This is a genomic window from Streptomyces sp. TAA486, from assembly GCF_000426165.1.
In genome coordinates this window covers 251382-267772 of record NZ_AUEV01000006.1, presented here as the reverse complement: position 1 = coordinate 267772, position 16391 = coordinate 251382, and the positions used below count along the sequence as shown (strand labels likewise).

18 protein-coding genes and 3 tRNA genes are annotated in these 16391 nt (G+C 70.1%); 6 read left to right on the top strand and 15 right to left on the bottom strand.

Annotated elements, in window-relative coordinates:
• Positions 1-51: 51 nt before the first annotated feature.
• Positions 52-1068 (bottom strand): thiamine-phosphate kinase, encoded by a 1017-nt coding sequence (locus tag I004_RS33230; protein WP_051344896.1) that lies wholly within the window; start codon positions 1066-1068, stop codon positions 52-54.
• A 185-nt stretch (positions 1069-1253) separates the two neighbouring features.
• On the opposite strand from I004_RS33230, the gene I004_RS0110050 reads away from it, so the two are divergent.
• Both I004_RS0110050 and I004_RS33225 read left to right on the top strand, forming a co-directional pair.
• The gene (locus I004_RS0110050) at positions 1254-1487 is read left to right on the top strand and encodes an Lrp/AsnC ligand binding domain-containing protein (RefSeq protein WP_028435375.1); all 234 of its coding nucleotides are present in this window, start codon (positions 1254-1256) and stop codon (positions 1485-1487) included.
• Positions 1488-1507: 20 nt separating this feature from the next.
• A complete protein-coding gene (locus I004_RS33225; RefSeq protein ID WP_037975637.1) occupies positions 1508-1996 on the top strand; it encodes a DUF3515 domain-containing protein in 489 nt (162 codons plus the stop codon).
• A gap of 43 nt (positions 1997-2039) precedes the next feature.
• On the opposite strand, the gene I004_RS0110040 is transcribed toward I004_RS33225, so the two are convergent.
• The 3 genes from I004_RS0110040 to I004_RS0110030 all read right to left on the bottom strand — a co-directional run bounded on the left by I004_RS0110040 (position 2040) and on the right by I004_RS0110030 (position 5198).
• The gene (locus tag I004_RS0110040; protein WP_028435374.1) at positions 2040-3176 is read right to left on the bottom strand and encodes a D-alanine--D-alanine ligase family protein; all 1137 of its coding nucleotides are present in this window, start codon (positions 3174-3176) and stop codon (positions 2040-2042) included.
• Positions 3177-3375: 199 nt separating this feature from the next.
• Positions 3376-4377 (bottom strand): NAD(P)H-dependent glycerol-3-phosphate dehydrogenase, encoded by a 1002-nt coding sequence (locus I004_RS0110035; protein WP_028435373.1) that lies wholly within the window; start codon positions 4375-4377, stop codon positions 3376-3378.
• Positions 4374-5198 carry a lysophospholipid acyltransferase family protein gene (locus tag I004_RS0110030; RefSeq protein WP_028435372.1) on the bottom strand — a complete coding sequence of 275 codons (825 nt, stop codon included), beginning with the start codon at positions 5196-5198 and terminating at the stop codon, positions 4374-4376. Before I004_RS0110030 ends, I004_RS0110035 begins: the two co-directional genes overlap by 4 nt.
• A gap of 269 nt (positions 5199-5467) precedes the next feature.
• Between I004_RS0110030 and cofC the strand changes: the two genes are divergently transcribed.
• Together cofC and I004_RS0110020 are read left to right on the top strand one after the other, a co-directional pair.
• On the top strand, positions 5468-6157 hold the full coding sequence (gene cofC / locus I004_RS33220) for a 2-phospho-L-lactate guanylyltransferase (protein ID WP_051344895.1): 690 nt from the start codon (positions 5468-5470) through the stop codon (positions 6155-6157).
• 18 nt (positions 6158-6175) lie between these two features.
• A complete protein-coding gene (locus I004_RS0110020) occupies positions 6176-6379 on the top strand; it encodes a hypothetical protein (RefSeq protein ID WP_028435371.1) in 204 nt (67 codons plus the stop codon).
• A 217-nt stretch (positions 6380-6596) separates the two neighbouring features.
• On the opposite strand, the gene I004_RS0110015 is transcribed toward I004_RS0110020, so the two are convergent.
• The 4 genes from I004_RS0110015 to leuC all read right to left on the bottom strand — a co-directional run bounded on the left by I004_RS0110015 (position 6597) and on the right by leuC (position 9803).
• Entirely contained in the window at positions 6597-7253 is a 657-nt protein-coding gene (locus tag I004_RS0110015) for an HU family DNA-binding protein (RefSeq protein ID WP_028435370.1), read from the bottom strand.
• 125 nt (positions 7254-7378) lie between these two features.
• Positions 7379-7633 (bottom strand): SCO5555 family protein, encoded by a 255-nt coding sequence (locus I004_RS0110010; protein WP_028435369.1) that lies wholly within the window; start codon positions 7631-7633, stop codon positions 7379-7381.
• Positions 7634-7770: 137 nt separating this feature from the next.
• Positions 7771-8364 (bottom strand): 3-isopropylmalate dehydratase small subunit, encoded by a 594-nt coding sequence (gene leuD, locus I004_RS0110005; RefSeq protein ID WP_028435368.1) that lies wholly within the window; start codon positions 8362-8364, stop codon positions 7771-7773.
• 14 nt (positions 8365-8378) lie between these two features.
• Positions 8379-9803 (bottom strand): 3-isopropylmalate dehydratase large subunit, encoded by a 1425-nt coding sequence (leuC, locus tag I004_RS0110000; protein WP_028435367.1) that lies wholly within the window; start codon positions 9801-9803, stop codon positions 8379-8381.
• Between the two features lie 174 nt (positions 9804-9977).
• Between leuC and ndgR the strand changes: the two genes are divergently transcribed.
• Positions 9978-10697: an IclR family transcriptional regulator NdgR gene (ndgR, locus tag I004_RS0109995; protein WP_028435366.1), complete on the top strand. Its 720-nt coding sequence runs from the start codon at positions 9978-9980 to the stop codon at positions 10695-10697.
• A 78-nt stretch (positions 10698-10775) separates the two neighbouring features.
• Here the strand turns inward: ndgR and I004_RS0109990 are convergent, their stop codons facing one another.
• Positions 10776-11273, bottom strand: coding sequence for a DUF4188 domain-containing protein (locus tag I004_RS0109990; RefSeq protein ID WP_028435365.1), 498 nt, complete (start codon positions 11271-11273; stop codon positions 10776-10778).
• Between the two features lie 115 nt (positions 11274-11388).
• Between I004_RS0109990 and I004_RS0109985 the strand changes: the two genes are divergently transcribed.
• Positions 11389-12036 carry a MerR family transcriptional regulator gene (locus I004_RS0109985; RefSeq protein WP_028435364.1) on the top strand — a complete coding sequence of 216 codons (648 nt, stop codon included), beginning with the start codon at positions 11389-11391 and terminating at the stop codon, positions 12034-12036.
• A 55-nt stretch (positions 12037-12091) separates the two neighbouring features.
• On the opposite strand, the gene I004_RS0109980 is transcribed toward I004_RS0109985, so the two are convergent.
• From I004_RS0109980 to I004_RS0109955, 6 genes are all read right to left on the bottom strand, one after another.
• Positions 12092-12164, bottom strand: a tRNA-Glu gene (locus I004_RS0109980).
• A 30-nt stretch (positions 12165-12194) separates the two neighbouring features.
• Positions 12195-12267 (bottom strand) — tRNA-Glu (locus I004_RS0109975).
• A 48-nt stretch (positions 12268-12315) separates the two neighbouring features.
• Positions 12316-12387 (bottom strand) — tRNA-Gln (locus I004_RS0109970).
• A 556-nt stretch (positions 12388-12943) separates the two neighbouring features.
• Positions 12944-13858, bottom strand: coding sequence for a helix-turn-helix domain-containing GNAT family N-acetyltransferase (locus I004_RS0109965; RefSeq protein WP_028435363.1), 915 nt, complete (start codon positions 13856-13858; stop codon positions 12944-12946).
• Positions 13859-13929: 71 nt separating this feature from the next.
• Positions 13930-15477: a glutamate--tRNA ligase gene (gltX, locus tag I004_RS0109960; RefSeq protein ID WP_028435362.1), complete on the bottom strand. Its 1548-nt coding sequence runs from the start codon at positions 15475-15477 to the stop codon at positions 13930-13932.
• A complete protein-coding gene (locus tag I004_RS0109955; RefSeq protein WP_028435361.1) occupies positions 15470-16252 on the bottom strand; it encodes a fumarylacetoacetate hydrolase family protein in 783 nt (260 codons plus the stop codon). Before I004_RS0109955 ends, gltX begins: the two co-directional genes overlap by 8 nt.
• Between the last annotated feature and the right edge of the window lie 139 nt (positions 16253-16391).

Here is a 16391-nt window from a genome sequence, read left to right as displayed (position 1 = left end):
GCCCGTCACCAGGGGCGGTGTACGGACCTCCGGGCCCGCCGGCCGCGTACGTCAGCCCCCGTCGCCGTCGCCACCCGCGGCGAAGTGGTCCCAGCCGCCCGCCCGGTCCCACGGTGCGCCGTCCACGGTCACCCGCGGCTGTGTGCCGGGCGCCAGCACCCCACCGATCTTGCGCCAGCGCGCCGGAAGTTTCGCGGTGGAGGGGAACGTCGCCACGAGGGCGTGATCCTCGCCGCCGGTGAGCACCCAGTGCAACGGATCGACGCCCACCGCCTGACCGATGTCCGACATCTGCGCAGGCACGTCGAGGTCGGCGGAGCGCAGGTCGATCCGGACCTTGCTGGCCTCGGCGATGTGCCCGAGGTCGGCCACCAGGCCGTCGCTGATGTCCGTCATCGCCGTGGCCCCGAGCTCAGCCGCCGCCGGGCCCGCGTGGTACGGCGGTTCGGGCCGCCGGTGCGCCTCGACGAAGGCACGCGGCGAGCGGAACCCGCGCGAGAGCACGGCATGGCCCGCCGCCGACCAGCCGAGCCAGCCGGTGACGGCCACGGTGTCGCCGGGACGCGCGCCGGACCGGGTGACCGGTTCCCTGTTGCGCAGGTCGCCGAGAGCCGTGATGGAGACGGTGATCGTCCCGCCGCGTACGACGTCCCCGCCGACGACGGCTGCAGAGGCGACCTGCGCCTCGTCGCGGATGCCGTCCATGAGCTCCGTCGGCCAGTTCGCGGGGAGTTCGGCGGGGACGACGAGGCCGAGCAGCAGTGCCGTCGGCACTGCCCCCATCGCCGCGATGTCGGCGAGGTTCTCCGCGGCGGCCTTGCGTCCCACGTCATATGCCGTGGACCAGTCCCGCCGGAAGTGCTGCCCCTCCAAGAGAATGTCGGTCGTCGCGACGACTCTGCGGTCGGGCGCGGAGACCACGGCGGCGTCGTCGCCCGGACCGATCTGCACGGCGGGCGTGGTGGTAAGCCGGGACGTCAACTCCCGGATCAGGCCGAACTCTCCGAGCTCCCCGACGGTGCCGGGCGTACGCGGCCGGCCCCCGCGGTACTCCCCGCTCAGATGCATCGCTGCGCCCTTTCGCCTTTCTCCCTCTGCCCGGCCCCCGTTGGGTCCTGTCGTCCGGTTGGCGACGTCAGCCGCGTCAACCCGCCGTCACCGGCTGTGCTGGGGGTCTCCCGCGCGGTAGCGGCAACGCGGTACCGTGGCGATCCCTCTCCCCCCATGATCCTCGTAGCCGCCCTGGAGGTTCCGTGGTACAGGCCTACATCCTGATCCAGACCGAGGTCGGCAAGGCATCGACCGTCGCCGACGTCATCGCGAAACTTCCCGGGATTCTTCACGCGGAGGACGTGACCGGCCCGTACGACGTCATCGTGCGTGCGCAGTCCGACTCCGTCGACGAGCTCGGACGCATGGTCGTGGCCAAGATCCAGCAAGTGGACGGCATCACCCGCACCCTGACCTGTCCGATCGTTCATCTCTAGCTCCCCCGTATGCTCGCCCGGTGAGCACTTCCCTGCGCCGGGCCTCCTGCGCCGTCACCGTAGCCGTCGCCGTCGCGGCAGCCGCCGGCTGCACGGGCGGGGACGACAGTGGACCGGCGCCGCCCAGCCCTTCCGGCAAGGTCGCCGAGGCATGCCGGTCGCTGCACGACCGGCTGCCGAAGCGTGTGGACGGGCAGCAGCGGATCACGCTCGATCCCGCCTCGAAGTACACCGCGGCGTGGGGCGATCCGGCCATCGAGATGCGCTGTGGTGTGCCGCGCCCCGAGAAGCTCTCGCCCGGTAGTGAACATTACAACCCCACTGCGGAGGCGGCGGAAGTCAACGGGGTCTCCTGGCTGCTCGAACGACGGGACGGCGGCTACCGCTTCACCACCACCGACCGTGCCGCGAACGTCGAGTTGAGCGTTCCGGACGACTACGCGCCGGAGATCAACGCGCTGCCCGATCTCGCGAAGGCAATACGCGCATCGGTGCCGAAGCGCTCCTGACCGCCCGTGCCGCCACCGCACGCGTCGTGCGCCCTCCTGCCCGCTACCGCAGGCCCGTCTCGCGCCGCAGGGCCGCCTGGATGAGCCGGTCCACCAGCTCCGCGTAGCTCACGCCGCTCTTCTGCCACATCCGCGGATACATGGAGATCGGGGTGAAGCCCGGCATCGTGTTGATCTCGTTGATGACGAACTCGCCGCTGTCCGTGAGGAAGAAGTCCGCTCGGACGAGCCCTTCGCACGAGGTCGCCTCGAAGGCCAGCACCGCCAGTTCCTGAACGCGCGCGGTCTGCTCGGGCGTGAGGGGCGCGGGCACGATGCCGGAGGCGGAGTCGATGTACTTGGCCTCGAAGTCGTAGAAGTCGTGCGCGCTCACGGGCGGGATCTCGGCGGGGACGCTGGCCCTCGGCCCGTCCTCGAACTCCAGCACCCCGCACTCGATCTCGCGTCCGTTCAGCAGCGATTCGACGATCACCTTCGGGTCGTGACGCTGCGCCTCGGCCACGGCATCCTCCAGGCCTCCGATGTCGTCGACCTTCGTGATGCCCATCGACGAGCCCCCTCGGGCGGGCTTCACGAACAGCGGCCAGCCGTGCTCGCCGGCCAGGTCCACGATGCGCTTGCGGGCCGCGCCCGGATCCGTCCGCCACTCACGGGGACGGATCGTCACGTACGGACCGACAGGGAGCCCGAACGAAGCGAAGACCCGCTTCATGTACTCCTTGTCCATGCCGACGGCCGAGGCGAGGACACCGGCACCGACGTAGGGCACCCCGGAGAGCTCCAGCAGCCCCTGCAGGGTGCCGTCCTCGCCGTACGGGCCGTGCAGCACCGGGAAGACGACGTCGACCTCGCCCAGCGCCTTCGGCACGGAACCGGGCTCCTGGTACGTCACCTCGCGGTTGCCCGGTTCGACGGGTAGCAGGACCCCGCCGGGCTGTGCGTCGGCCAGATCCGCCACGCTGGGCAGCTTGCGGTTCTCGATCGCCATCCGCTCGGGCTCGTCGGCGGTCAGCGCCCAGTGGCCGTCGCTGGTGATGCCGATGGGCAGCACTTCGTACTTGTCGCGGTCGATCGCGCCGAGCACGGCGCCCGCCGTGACGACGGAGATCGCGTGCTCGGAGCTTCGGCCGCCGAAGACGACGGCGACGCGGGGCTTGCGGGAGGGGCTCTGGCTGCTCATATCGCGTCGACTGTACCGTCTGGGCCCACACGCGTCAGGGTCCGCGGCCCGCGTCGTCACCGGCTCCGCCCGCCGCAGAGGCCGCCACGTACGCGCCCGCGGACGAGGAGCGCCGACGGCCCAACTGCCGGGCGCCCGGGGCGATTACGGCCACCCCGGTGGGCGGTGGTACGAGCATGCGACGGACGGCCGTTGACCGTCAGACGCGTTCCGCCTTCGCGCTGCGCGACATCAGTTCCTTGAGGGCCACCAGGGGCGGCTTGCCGTCGTGGACGATGCCGACAACGGTCTCCGTGAGGGGCATCTCCACGCCGTGCATACGGGCCAGTTCACGTACGGACTCGCACGACTTGACACCTTCCGCGGTTTGTCGTGTGACCGCGATCGTCTCCTCGAGCGTCATGCCGCGGCCGAGGTTGGTGCCGAAGGTGTGGTTGCGGGAGAGCGGCGAGGAGCACGTCGCCACCAGGTCACCCATACCGGCGAGGCCCGCGAAGGTGTGCGCGTCCGCGCCCATCGCCAGTCCGAGGCGCGTGGTTTCGGCGAGACCGCGGGTGATCAGTGAGGCCTTGGCGTTGTCGCCGAGTTCCATGCCGTCGGCGATGCCGACCGCCAGCGCGATCACGTTCTTGACCGCTCCGCCGAGTTCACAGCCGACGACGTCGGTGTTGGTGTACGGGCGGAAGTACGGAGTGTGACAGGCAGCCTGCAGACGCTGCGCCACGGAACCGTCCGTGCAGGCCACGACGGAAGCGGCCGGACGGCGCGCGGCGATCTCCTTGGCCAGGTTGGGCCCCGTGAGCACGGCGACCCGGGAGCGTTCGACCTCGGCGACCTCCTCGATCACCTCGCTCATCCGTTTCGCGGTGCGCAGTTCGACGCCCTTCATGAGGGAGACGAGCACCGTGTCCGTGTGCAGCAGCGGCGCCCAGCCGGCGAGGTTGCCGCGCAGCGTCTGGGACGGCACGGCGAGCACCGTGAACTCTGCGCCGTCCGCCGCCTCGGCCGGGTCCGTGGTGGCCCGCACCGATGCGGGAAGTTCGACGTCGGGAAGGTAGTCGGGGTTCACGCGACGGGTGTTGACCGCCTCGGCCAGCTCCGCTCTCCTGCCCCAGAGGGTCACCTCACAGCCCGCGTCGGCGAGCACCATCGCGAAGGCGGTGCCCCAGGAACCGGTGCCGAATACGGCGGCTTTCGTCACGCGTTCTCTCCCCCGGCGCCCCCCGGGGGCGCCGTGTCGTGCTGTGCTCGCTCTGCCTGCTGTGCCGGTTCCGCCTGCGGCTGCGGCGGAACCGCGTCCTGCGGCCGGTGTTCGGTTGCGCGGTGGTCGTAACGCTCGGTGGGCGCGGGCTCCCCGCGGATCTCCGAAAGCAGTGCGGTGATCTCGTCCATGATGCGGTCCGTGACGTCGCGCAGCACAGCGGCGGTCGGTTCCTGACCGTAGAACTCCGAGAGATCGATGGGCGGCCCGGCCTTCACGATCAGCGTCTTGCGCGGAAAGAGCTTGATGTCGCCGCGCTTGGGATAGGGCGGCACCGCGAGATTCGCTCCCCACTGCGCGACAGGAATAACGGGTGCCCTTGTTTCCAGAGCCACTCGCGCGGCACCGGTCTTGCCCTTCATCGGCCACATGCCCGGCTCCCGCGTGAGGGTGCCCTCCGGGTAGAACGCGACGCATTCGCCCTTGTTGATGGCCTCCACGGCGGCGCGGAAGGCTCCTATGGCGTCCTTGGACTCGCGGAAGACAGGGATCTGACCCGTGCCGCGCATCGCCGTTCCCACGAAACCGCTCTTGAACAGACTGACCTTCGCGAGAAACCTCGGGACCCTGCCGGTGTTGTACTGGAAGTGGGCATAGGAAAGCGGGTCCACGGCGGAGTTGTGATTCACGACGGTGATAAAACCGTCCTTTTCCGGAATGTGTTCCATTCCGCGCCAGTCTCGCTTGAAGAACACCAAGAGCGGCGGTTTCAGCAAAACCGCGGCAAGGCGGTACCAGAAGCCGATTCTGCGGCGGGACACCCGGACACCATCTCCTCTTGCCTGTTCGAACAGCCACGTGGTCCCGGCGGGCGGCAGGGCGCGGGCCTGCCGCAGACAACGGGCGCGGGACCCTCGGCACGGCGGGCGTGGGCCTGACCGGCACGTCCGGCGTGCGTTCACCCCGGCGCGCGAGGAGCAAGTCTCACCCCGTTACCCCCACCATGTCGAGCACACGGCTCGCCTGCTCTGCCCTGCAACCGTAGCCGTGCGCCTCCCGGCCTCTTCGGGCGGCAGGGGAGAATGAGGGGGTGCAGCCACATGTGACGCCCGTCGCGTGGACCCTCGTGGTGCCGTTGAAGCCGCTGATACGGGCCAAGAGCAGGCTCGCCGCGACGGCGGGCGACCCGGCGCGTGCCCAGTTGGCCCTGGCTTTCGCGCAGGACACGGTGAGCGCGGCGCTGACGTGCGGGGCGGTGCGCGATGTGGCAGTCGTCACGGACGACCGGTGTGCGGCACGGGAGCTGGGCGCGCTCGGCGCACGCATCGTGCCGGACGTCCCGTCCGCCGGTCTCAACCCCGCGCTGGCACACGGTGCCGCAGAGGTCCGCGTGCGCTGCCCTGATGCCCCCCTGGCGGCTCTGAACGCCGATCTGCCCGCGCTGCGGCCCGAAGAGCTCGCCCGTGTCCTGGACTTCGCCGCGGGCTCGCCTCGCGCGTTCCTCGCCGATGCGGACGGTACGGGCACCACGCTGCTCTCGGCACTTCCGGGTCATGCGCTCGGCCCGGTGTTCGGCCCCCGTTCCCGCGCCGGGCACCGGGCCTCGGGGGCGCAGGAGATCCTGCTCGCCGGGGTGGACAGCGTCCGGCGGGACGTGGACACGGCCGCGGACCTGGTGGCCGCCCGTGCGTTGGGGCTGGGCCCCTTCACGGCCAGGGCCTGCCGTGAGCAGGTCCCGTGCGAAGGAGCCGGGGCCGCGCCCGTCAACAGCGGTCAGTGACCCTCTAGGCTTCGCTGCATGCAGGCCACTTCGTACACCTACGACCCGGAGACGCGCACGGGCAGCGTGCTGCTGGACGACGGAACGCCACTCCCCTTCGACGCCGCCGCTTTCGACGCCGGGGGCCTGCGGCTGCTGCGCCCGGGGCAGCGCCTGCGCATCGAGGTCGAGGGAAGCGGAGACGAGCGACGGGTCACCTTCGTGACGCTGCAGACCCTTTGAGAGCCCGCGCGGTTCCGCCCGCCTCCGGAGGTACGGAAGCTTCCCCGAGGCCGGGAGCGCCCCTCTGGCGCCCTTGAACGCGGCAGCGGAGCGGCCGGAGGACCCACGGCCGCGCTGAACGTCACTCCATGGCGACCAAGACCCCTGAAACGCCCGCCGGGCCGGACTCCCGGCGGGAGTCCGGCCCGGCGCTGCGGGACGTGATGTGCGTACGGCCTCAGCGCTTGCGCGCGGTGGCCCTCTTTGCGGTCGTCTTGCGGGCGGCGGTGCGGCGGCCCGGTGCCTTCCTCGCGGGTGCCTTCTTGGCGGTGGCCTTCTTCGCCGCGGACTTCTTGGCGGTGGCCTTCTTCGCCGCCGTCTTCTTCGCGGTCGTCTTCTTCGCCGCCATCTTCTTGGCGGCGGTCTTCTTCGCCGCCGCCTTCTTCGCCGGCATCCGCTTCGCGGCCGTCCTGGCGGCGGTGGCCTTCTTGGCGGCTCCGCGCTTGGCGGCGGCCTTCTTCGCCCCCGCACGCTTGGCGGTGGCCTTCTTCGCGGAAGTGCCGCCCATCAGGCTGCCCTTCGGGGCCTTCTTCACGGCGACGTCGTTCTTCGGAAGCTTCTTCGCCCCGCTGACCAGTTCCTTGAAGCCGGCACCGGCGCGGAAGCGCGGCACCGAGGTCTTCCGCACGCGCACACGCTCACCGGTCTGCGGGTTACGGGCGTACCTGGCGGGCCGGTCCACCTTCTCGAAGGAGCCGAACCCGGTGACCGAGACCCGCTCCCCTGCCACAACGGAGCGGACGATCGCGTCCAGTACGACATCGACCGCTTCCGAGGCCTGCTGCCGTCCACCGAGCTTGTCCTGGATTGCTTCGACGAGCTGCGCCTTGTTCACGTCTTCCCCTTCGGAACTATTGCAGGAACGAATGTGTTCAAGCTTTTTCGCACGCTAGGCAGATATATACCGCGAATCAAACATGAAACGGGCGAATCACCCTTGTGCCGCAACGAACTCGCCCTTCATCGAGTTCCGTCAGCGCGCTTGCCTGCCTGTTCCTCGGGGAAGCGTCCCTCGTCGATATCCGTCATCAGACGGTCCACGCGCCGCTCCGCGTCGGCGAGATCGTGCTTCGAGGCCGCCGTGATGACGAGCAGCTTTCGCTGCAGCGCCACCCGTACGCCCTCGGGGACTTGCAGTGTGCGCACTCGTGTGTGCGCCTCCTTCAAGCGGGCGGCGAGCCGGTCGTAGAGATCGAGTTGACCGTCGCGTTCCATGCACCGATTGTGCCATCTGCGGTGAGTTGTCGCATACCGGCTCCTCAACACACACTCGCGCCCCACGCCGCGGGGGCGTGGGGCGCGAGCGGTGATGCGGTTGTGGGCCGTCTGGTGCGCGTGCGCTCAGATGTGCGTCACACCTGCTGCGTAAGGGGTTTGAACGCGGCACGCTTCGATTCGAAGTCGGCGATGGCGGCCTCGTTCTTCAGGGTGAGGCTGATGTCGTCCAGCCCTTCGAGCAGCCGCCAGCGGGCGTTCTCGTCCAGCTCGAAGGGGGACTCGACGCCGGGTGCGACGATCTTGCGCTCGACAAGATCGACGGTGACCTCCGCGCTCGGGTCCGACTCGGCCAGCCGCCACAGCGCCTCGACGGTCTCCTGCGGCTGCACGACCGTGAGCAGGCCGTTCTTCAGGGAGTTGCCCCGGAAGATGTCCGCGAAGCGCGGGGAGACGACGGCCTTGAAGCCGTAGTTCTGAAGCGCCCATACGGCGTGCTCACGGGAGGAGCCGGTGCCGAAGTCCTCGCCGGCGACGAGCACCGTGCCGCCCTTGTACGCCTCCTGGTTGAGCACGAAGTCGTCCTGCCTGCGCCACGCCTCGAAGAGCCCGTCCTCGAAGCCGTCGCGGGTGACCTTCTTCAGCCAGTGCGCGGGGATGATCTGGTCGGTGTCGACGTTGCTGCGGCGCAGCGGTACGACCCGCCCGGTGTGTGTCGTGAAGGCTTCCATGGTGTGCGTTCTCCTCAGACGCCGGCGGGCACTCGTACGTCGGTCAGGTCGGCGGGCGAGGCCAGGTGCCCCAGCACCGCCGTCGCCGCGGCGACCTGCGGCGAGACCAGGTGCGTACGGCCGCCCTTGCCCTGCCTGCCCTCGAAGTTGCGGTTCGAGGTGGACGCGGCGCGCTCACCCGGCTTGAGCTGGTCGGGGTTCATCCCCAGGCACATCGAACAGCCCGCATGCCGCCATTCGGCCCCGGCCGCCGTGAAGATCTTGTCCAGGCCCTCTTCGACCGCCTGGAGAGAGACGCGTACGGAACCGGGCACGACCAGCATCCGGGTCCCGTCGGCGACCTGCCGCCCCTCGAGGACGGCCGCGGCCGAACGCAGGTCTTCGATACGGCCGTTGGTGCACGAGCCGACGAAGACGGTGTCCACGTCGACCTCGCGCAGCGGCTGTCCGGCGCTGAGCCCCATGTACTCCAGAGCCTTCTCGGCCGCCACCCTGGCGCCCTCGTCCTCGAAGGAGGCCGGGTCCGGCACCGACTCCGACAGCGGCGCACCCTGGCCCGGGTTCGTTCCCCAGGTCACGAACGGGGCCAACTCCCCGCCCTCGATGACGACCTCGTGGTCGAAGACCGCGTCCTCGTCGGTGCGCAGCGTCTTCCAGTACTCGACCGCGGCGTCCCAGTCGGCGCCCTGCGGTGCGTGCTCACGGCCCCGGACGTAGTCGAAGGTGGTGGCGTCGGGGGCGATCATCCCGGCGCGGGCACCCGCCTCGATGGACATGTTGCAGATGGTCATCCGCGCCTCCATCGACAGCTTCTCGATGGCCTCGCCGCGGTATTCGATCACGTAGCCCTGGCCGCCGCCCGTGCCGATCCTGGCGATGATCGCGAGGATGAGGTCCTTCGCCGTGACGTCCTCGGGGAGTTCGCCGTTGACGGTGACCGCCATCGTGCGGAACGGGGCCATCGGCAGCGTCTGGGTGGCCAGTACGTGCTCGACCTGGCTGGTGCCGATGCCGAAGGCCAGCGCGCCGAACGCGCCGTGGGTGGAGGTGTGCGAGTCGCCGCAGACCACCGTCGTTCCCGGCTGGGTCAGGCCGAGCTGCGGCCCCACCACGTGCACGACGCCCTGTTCGACGTCGCCCAGCGGGTGCAGCCGTACACCGAAGTCCGCGCAGTTCTTGCGCAGCGTCTCCAGCTGCGTGCGGGAGACGGGGTCGGCGACGGGCTTGTCGATGTCGATGGTGGGGGTGTTGTGGTCCTCGGTCGCGATGGTGAGGTCGGTGCGGCGCACACGACGGCCGTCCTTGCGAAGGCCGTCGAAGGCCTGCGGGCTGGTCACTTCGTGCAGCAGGTGCAGGTCGATGAAGAGCAGATCCGGCTCGCCCTCGGCGCGCGTGACGACATGGTCGTCCCAGACCTTCTCCGCCAGTGTCCGTCCCATCGCTTTCCCTCCGGCCAGCCACGTCGCCGGCCCACATGTCGAGATCCAATGGCTCACCGCGGCCACGACGGTCCTGCGGGGACCCGGGCCTTGGTGTGCTCCGCCACTACAGGGTGGCGGGTGGCGCCGGAAAAGGAACTTGCGTTTCACACTCTGAGACGCGAGTATCGACGCATGGACAACTCTAGCGGCGTCGGCGTTCTCGACAAGGCAGCTCTGGTACTGAGCGCTCTGGAGTCCGGTCCGGCCACCCTCGCCGGGCTGGTCGGGGCGACCGGCCTGGCACGTCCGACGGCACACAGACTCGCGGTGGCTCTCGAGCACCACCGCCTGGTCGCCCGGGACATACAAGGGCGCTTCATTCTCGGCCCGCGCCTGGGCGAACTCGCCGCCGCGGCGGGCGAGGACCGCCTTCTGGCCTCCGCGGGGCCCGTGCTCACGCACCTTCGCGACGTGACGGGCGAGAGCGCACAGCTCTACCGGCGCCAGGGCGACATGCGCATCTGCGTCGCCGCCGCCGAGCGGCTGTCCGGATTGCGGGACACGGTCCCGGTCGGCTCGACCCTGCCGATGAAGGCGGGTTCGGCCGCACAGATCCTCATGGCCTGGGAGGAGCCGGAACGCCTCCACCGGGGCCTTCAGGGTGCACGCTTCACGGCGACGGCCCTCTCGGGCGTACGGCGCAGGGGCTGGGCGCAGTCGGTGGGCGAGCGCGAACCGGGTGTGGCCTCCGTCTCGGCGCCTGTGCGCGGTCCGTCCAACCGCGTCGTCGCCGCCGTGTCCGTCTCCGGTCCCATCGAGCGGCTGACCCGGCACCCCGGCCGCATGCACGCTCAAGCCATCGTCGACGCCGCCGCACGGCTGAGTGAGTCGCTGCGCAGGACGACGGGCTGAGCGGCAGCGCTCCCTCCCCGACGCCGCACACCCCTCCGCCGTGAGCGGCACGCGCCGATCACGCCCCGCCTTCCCGCATCAGACGTCGGCCCTGCCGGACGACATCCGCTCCTCGGCGCGCTCACCGCGCCTGCCGACCGGTTCGGTTCCGTGCGCCGCCCCCAGGCCGTACGGGGGCGTGTTCGCGTAGATCGACTCGTGACGGCCCGCCGGGACCGCATAGGTCTTGTGCCAGATCCCCACAGCCGCACCGCCGTTGCGTGCCTTGCGGTTGTACGCCGCCCACGCCGGCCGGTGTTCCTTGTCCGCGGCCGTGGCGTACGCGAACAGCTTCTCCTCGGACTCCCAGTACTGCACCACGCTGATGTCGCGGAGCCCGCCGACCTGAACCCGGAAGCCCAGCAAGCCACTTGAGGCATCCTTCGAGAGCTCCTTCAGCATCCGCGGCATCGCCGCGAAGACGGGCAGCCAACTGCGCAGCGCCCGCAGCTTGTTGATCCGCATCCCGATCAGGAACACGACGATGTCGCCCCGGGCGGCGGCCGTCATCCGTCCCTCCGGCACCTTTCCTGCCATGGCGCACACTCCCTCCCCTTATTGGATAGCGGCACTATCCGCTATAGGATAGTGCCGCTATCCAAAGAGAAGCGCAAGTGGGAATCGGCAGCTCGACGGGACGGGACGGCACGCGATGCGTCTGGCGGAACTGAGTGAACGCAGCGGGATCAGCACCGCGACGGTCAAGTACTACCTGCGCGAGGGGCTGCTGCCGCCGGGCCGCCGGGTCTCGGCGACGCAGGCCGAGTACGAGGAGTCGCATCTGCGGCGGCTCGGCCTCGTCCGCGCCCTCACCCAGGTCGGACGACTCCCCGTGGCGACGGCCCGCGAGGTTCTGGCCTGCGTCGACGACAGTTCGCTGGACCAGCACAGCCGCATCGGGGCTGCCGTGCGGGCACTCCCCCACGGCGACCGGCCCGAACCCGACGATCCGGAGGCGGGGGCCGCGGAACGCACCGCCCAGACCCTTCTCGCGGACCTCGACTGGAACTTCTCGCAGTCCGCCGGGTCCACGTCTCCCGCGTACCGGATGCTGGTGGGCGCGATCGCGGCCCTGCGGCGCCTCGGCTACCCATGCGGCACCGAGAATCTGCTGCCGTACGGGCGGGCGGCCGCCCAGGTGGCCAAGAGCGACCTGGATCTCGTGGCCGGCTACGGCGACGCGGAGGAGCAGATCGAGGCCGCCGTGGCCTGCACCGTGCTCTACGAGCCGGTGCTGCTCAGCCTGCGGCGGCTCGCGGAGGCGGAGGAGTCCAACAGGCGCTTCAGCACGGAGAGTTGAGAGGCCGCACACACGGAAGAAGCCCTCCGCGCTCGCGGAGGGCTTCTTGATCGAGTACCCCCGACCGGATTCGAACCGGCGCTACCGCCTTGAGAGGGCGGCGTGCTAGGCCGCTACACAACGGGGGCCCTGCTCGGCCGGTGATCGCCACCGACCCGTACCCCCGACCGGATTCGAACCGGCGCTACCGCCTTGAGAGGGCGGCGTGCTAGGCCGCTACACAACGGGGGCCTCGATCTTGTGAATTGCGCTTTTGAAGTGCGCCGATACAAGATCGCGCTGGGCTACCAGGACTCGAACCTAGACTAACTGAACCAGAATCAGTCGTGCTGCCAATTACACCATAGCCCACCAAAACGCAACCCCCAGCAGCGTTTCTGCTTGACGGGGATCTTGTCCGAGTGACCGCCTTCCGGTCGGGCCTCTCGGCTCCGTCCCGTTCGGCGACAGGAAGAACAGTACCCGATCGGCGACGGCGCTCCAAAACGGGTTCCCAGGCGGTACGGGTTGCCTGCCTGCCCAACGGAAACCACCGCCCGCCTGGCGCCGAGCCGGTCAGCCGCGCAGCAGATGGGGACCGCCGGCGTGCCTCCATGCGACCTTGTGAGAGCCGGATCACGGGCCACGGGACCGTCCGTCCGCGCGGCGCCAGGGCACCCGCCGGGGGCGAGGGCTCTCTCGGCACCGTCGCCGCCCCGTCGTGCCGCGAGTGGTGTCGCGCCAGCAGCGACCTGCTCGCGGCACCTCCACCAACTCACCCACAGGGCTTGGGGGTTCCTCCGGCCGGAGGGTCGCCGACGGGTTCGTCCCCCATCGCCGACCCCGAACCGGACGCTTTTCTCGGAGGGTTGAGAGCCGACGAGCCCCACTTCCCCTGCCCGGCGCGCCCACATGGGGCTTCCCGGGATCAGGAATCGCCGTCGGCCGCGGCTCCGGCAGCGGTGACGCGCTTCTCGAACCAGTGGTGCGCGTAGGGCTCGTCGTTGAAGGCTGCGACCTCCTCGAAGCCGAAGGACCGGTACAGGCCGATCGCGGCGGTCAGCGCCTTGTTGGTGTCCAGGCGCAAGGCGTCGAAGCCGTGCCGCGCGGCACGCGCCTCCAGCTCGGCCAGGAAGCGGCGGGCCAGGCCCAGCCCGCGGGCCCGGGGCGCGACCCACATGCGCTTGATCTCGGCCGCGGCCCCGACGGGGAGCTTCAGGCCCGCGCAACCGACGGGCTCGCCCTGGAGCCGGGCCACCAGGAACAGGCCGCTCGGAGGGCGGAGTTCACCCGCGTCGGGGAGCAGGCTCCGTGCCGGGTCGAACCCGGTGTCGAAGCGCTCCTGTAGCTCGGTGAAGTAGCCCTGCAGGCAGTGGCGGGCGTCGTGGTGGTCCGGGTCGACGACGTCCAGAGTGACCGTCCCGGCGGTCAGCAGCCGGTCCACCTCGGCCATGGCCTCCACCAGTCGGGCACGCTGTGCGCTGTTGAGCGGTTCCAGCATGGAGCCGGCCAGCTCGTCGCTGCGGTCGTCGAGCACGGCACGTTCGGCGCGGCCGGTGCCGGTGAGCCGGACGGTGCGCACCCTCCTGTCCCGCGGCTGCGGCTCCACCGTCACCAGCCCGGCGGCCTCCAGGGAGCGCAGCAGCCGGCTGATGTAGCCGGAGTCGAGCCCGAGGCGCTCGCGCAGCCGCCGCACGTCCTGCCCCTGGTCGCCGATCTCCCAGAGCAGGCGGGCCTCGCCGATGGGCCTGTCACGGCCCAGGTAGTGGTCGTAGAGCACGCCCACGCGTTCCGTGACGGTGCGATTGAACCGCCGCACCTGGTCGATCTGCACATCAGCCATTCTCTGACTCTAGTCAGAGAATGGCTTCAGGGCCAGGGCGGCGACCACCGCACCAATCGCATCGCAGGAGCTCAGCCGTCCTGCTGCGCCGCCACCTTCTCCAGCGCCGCGTCCACGCGCGCCAACGTGCGCTCGCGGCCCAGGACTTCGAGGGATTCGAAGAGCGGGAGGCCCACCGTGCGGCCGGTGACCGCGACGCGTACCGGGGCCTGGGCCTTGCCGAGCTTGAGGCCGTGCTCCTCGCCCGCCGCCAGCACGGCCTCCTTGAGGGCCTCTGCCTTCCAGTCGGCGTCGGCGAGCTTCGTACGGGCGGTGCGCAGCACGTCCTCGGCGCCGGGCTTCATCGCCTTCGCCCAGGACGCCTCGTCCTCCACGGGCTCGTCGAGAAAGAGGAAGTCGACGTTGGCGGTGATGTCGGAGAGCACCGTCAGCCGCGTCTGGGCGAGGGGGGCCAGCTCCTCGAACGCCGCCCGGTCGAAGGACTCCTCACGCCACGGCGCGAAGGGAGCGTGCAACCAGGGCTCACAGGCCGAGATGAAGTCCCCGGGCGGCATCTCGCGCAGATGTGTGGCGTTGATGGCCTCGCACTTCTTCAGGTCGAAGCGGGCAGGGTTGGCGTTGACGTCGGAGATCTCGAAGGCGGCGATCATCTCGTCCAGCGAGAAGATGTCGCGGTCCTCGGCGATCGACCAGCCAAGCAGGGCAAGGTAGTTGAGCAGACCCTGCGGCAGGAATCCGCGCTCGCGGTAGAGGTTGAGGGACGCCTGCGGGTCGCGCTTGGAGAGCTTCTTGTTGCCCTCGCCCATGACGTACGGGAGATGGCCGAAGGCCGGGATCGTGCCGGGGCCGACGCCGAGCTGCGCGAGTGCGCGGTAGAGGGCGATCTGGCGCGGGGTGGAGGAGAGAAGGTCCTCGCCGCGCAGCACGTGCGTGATCTCCATCAGCGCGTCGTCGACCGGGTTGACCAGCGTGTAGAGCGGGGCTCCGTTGGCGCGGACGATGCCGTAGTCCGTGACGTTCTCGGGTGAGAACGTCAGCTCTCCGCGCACGAGGTCGGTGAAGGTGATCGGCTCGTCGGGCATGCGGAACCGCACGATGTGCGTGCGCCCTTCGGCCTCGTACGCGGCGATCTGCTCGGCGGTCAGCTCGCGGCACGTGCCGTCGTAACCGGAGGGCCTGCCGGCCTTGCGCGCCGCCTCACGGCGCACCTCCAGTTCCTCTGCGGTGCAGTAGCAGGGGTAGGCGAAGCCGCCCTCCCGGAGCCTGGCCGCGACGTCGGCGTAGATCTCGGTGCGCTGCGACTGGCGGTAGGGGCCGTGCGGGCCGCCGCTGCCGCCGGAGGCGGCGTCGAACGCCGTGGGCCCCTCGTCCCAGTCGAGGCCGAGCCAGCGCATGGCGTCCAGCAGCTGCTCGTAGGACTCCTCCGTGTCGCGGGCGGCGTCGGTGTCCTCGATGCGAAAGACGAGCGTGCCGCCGTGGTGCCGGGCGAACGCCCAGTTGAACAGGGCGGTCCGGATGAGGCCGACGTGGGGGTTGCCCGTCGGCGAGGGGCAGAACCGTACGCGTACGTCCTTGGTGACGTCCGTGGACGGGGATGCGGGCGCGGTCGCGTCAGTCACGCTTGACCACCTTGTTGGTGAGAGTGCCGATGCCTTCGATGGTGACGGCGACCTCGTCGCCGACGGTGAGCGGGCCGACGCCCGCCGGGGTTCCGGTGAGGATGACGTCACCGGGAAGCAGCGTCATGGCTTCCGTGATGTGGACGACCAGGTCCTCGACGGAGCGGATCATCTCGCTCGTACGCCCGAGTTGGCGCTGCTCGCCGTTGACGGTGCACATCACGCCGAGGTCGGAGGCGTCCAGCTCGGTCTCGACCCAAGGGCCAAGCGGGCAGGAGGTGTCGAAGCCCTTGGCGCGGGCCCACTGCAACTCGCTGCGCTGGATGTCGCGGGCGGTGATGTCATTGCCGCAGGTGTAGCCGAGGATCACGTCCTTGACGCGCTCGCGGGGCACGTCCTTGCACAACCGGCCGATGACGACGGCCAGTTCGGCCTCGTAGTGCACCTCCGTGGAGAAGGAGGGGTACGTCACCGGGTCGTGCGGGCCGCACACGGAGGTGGACGGCTTGAAGAAGACGACCGGAGCGTCGGGGACCTCGTTGCCCATCTCCTTGGCGTGCTCGGCGTAGTTGCGGCCGATCGCGACGACCTTGTTGGGCAGCACGGGAGGCAGCAGCCGGACCTTGTCCAGGGGGAGCTTCTGGCCCGAGCGCTCGAACTCCGCAAAGGGATGGCCCTTGATGATGTCGAGCACGGGGCCGCCTTCGGTCTGCGCGTCCCCTTCCACGACACCGAAGGCGACGTTGCCGTCGAGGGAGAATCTTGCGATGCGCACGGGTTGGGGCTGCCCTTCAGACGTGGCCGGACGGGGTGACGACGCTCCAGCGTATTCCACACCGCCGGGTGCGCCGCTCCCCCACCCTCCCGCCGCTTCTGCATGCACGCGCGCGGTGGCGTCCGTCGGTACGGGCAGC

What these genes read in the sequence shown, in the direction of transcription:
- I004_RS33230 (WP_051344896.1), bottom strand. Translation starts at nt 1,068, where the DNA reads ATGCATCTGAGCGGGGAGTACCGCGGGGGCCGGCCGCGTACGCCCGGC.
- I004_RS0110040 (WP_028435374.1), bottom strand. Translation starts at nt 3,176, where the DNA reads ATGAGCAGCCAGAGCCCCTCCCGCAAGCCCCGCGTCGCCGTCGTCTTC.
- I004_RS0110020 (WP_028435371.1), top strand. Translation starts at nt 6,176, where the DNA reads ATGCAGGCCACTTCGTACACCTACGACCCGGAGACGCGCACGGGCAGC.
- I004_RS0110010 (WP_028435369.1), bottom strand. Translation starts at nt 7,633, where the DNA reads ATGGAACGCGACGGTCAACTCGATCTCTACGACCGGCTCGCCGCCCGC.
- leuD (WP_028435368.1), bottom strand. Translation starts at nt 8,364, where the DNA reads ATGGAAGCCTTCACGACACACACCGGGCGGGTCGTACCGCTGCGCCGC.
- leuC (WP_028435367.1), bottom strand. Translation starts at nt 9,803, where the DNA reads ATGGGACGGACACTGGCGGAGAAGGTCTGGGACGACCATGTCGTCACG.
- ndgR (WP_028435366.1), top strand. Translation starts at nt 9,978, where the DNA reads ATGGACAACTCTAGCGGCGTCGGCGTTCTCGACAAGGCAGCTCTGGTA.
- I004_RS0109990 (WP_028435365.1), bottom strand. Translation starts at nt 11,273, where the DNA reads ATGGCAGGAAAGGTGCCGGAGGGACGGATGACGGCCGCCGCCCGGGGC.
- I004_RS0109985 (WP_028435364.1), top strand. Translation starts at nt 11,389, where the DNA reads ATGCGTCTGGCGGAACTGAGTGAACGCAGCGGGATCAGCACCGCGACG.
- I004_RS0109965 (WP_028435363.1), bottom strand. Translation starts at nt 13,858, where the DNA reads ATGGCTGATGTGCAGATCGACCAGGTGCGGCGGTTCAATCGCACCGTC.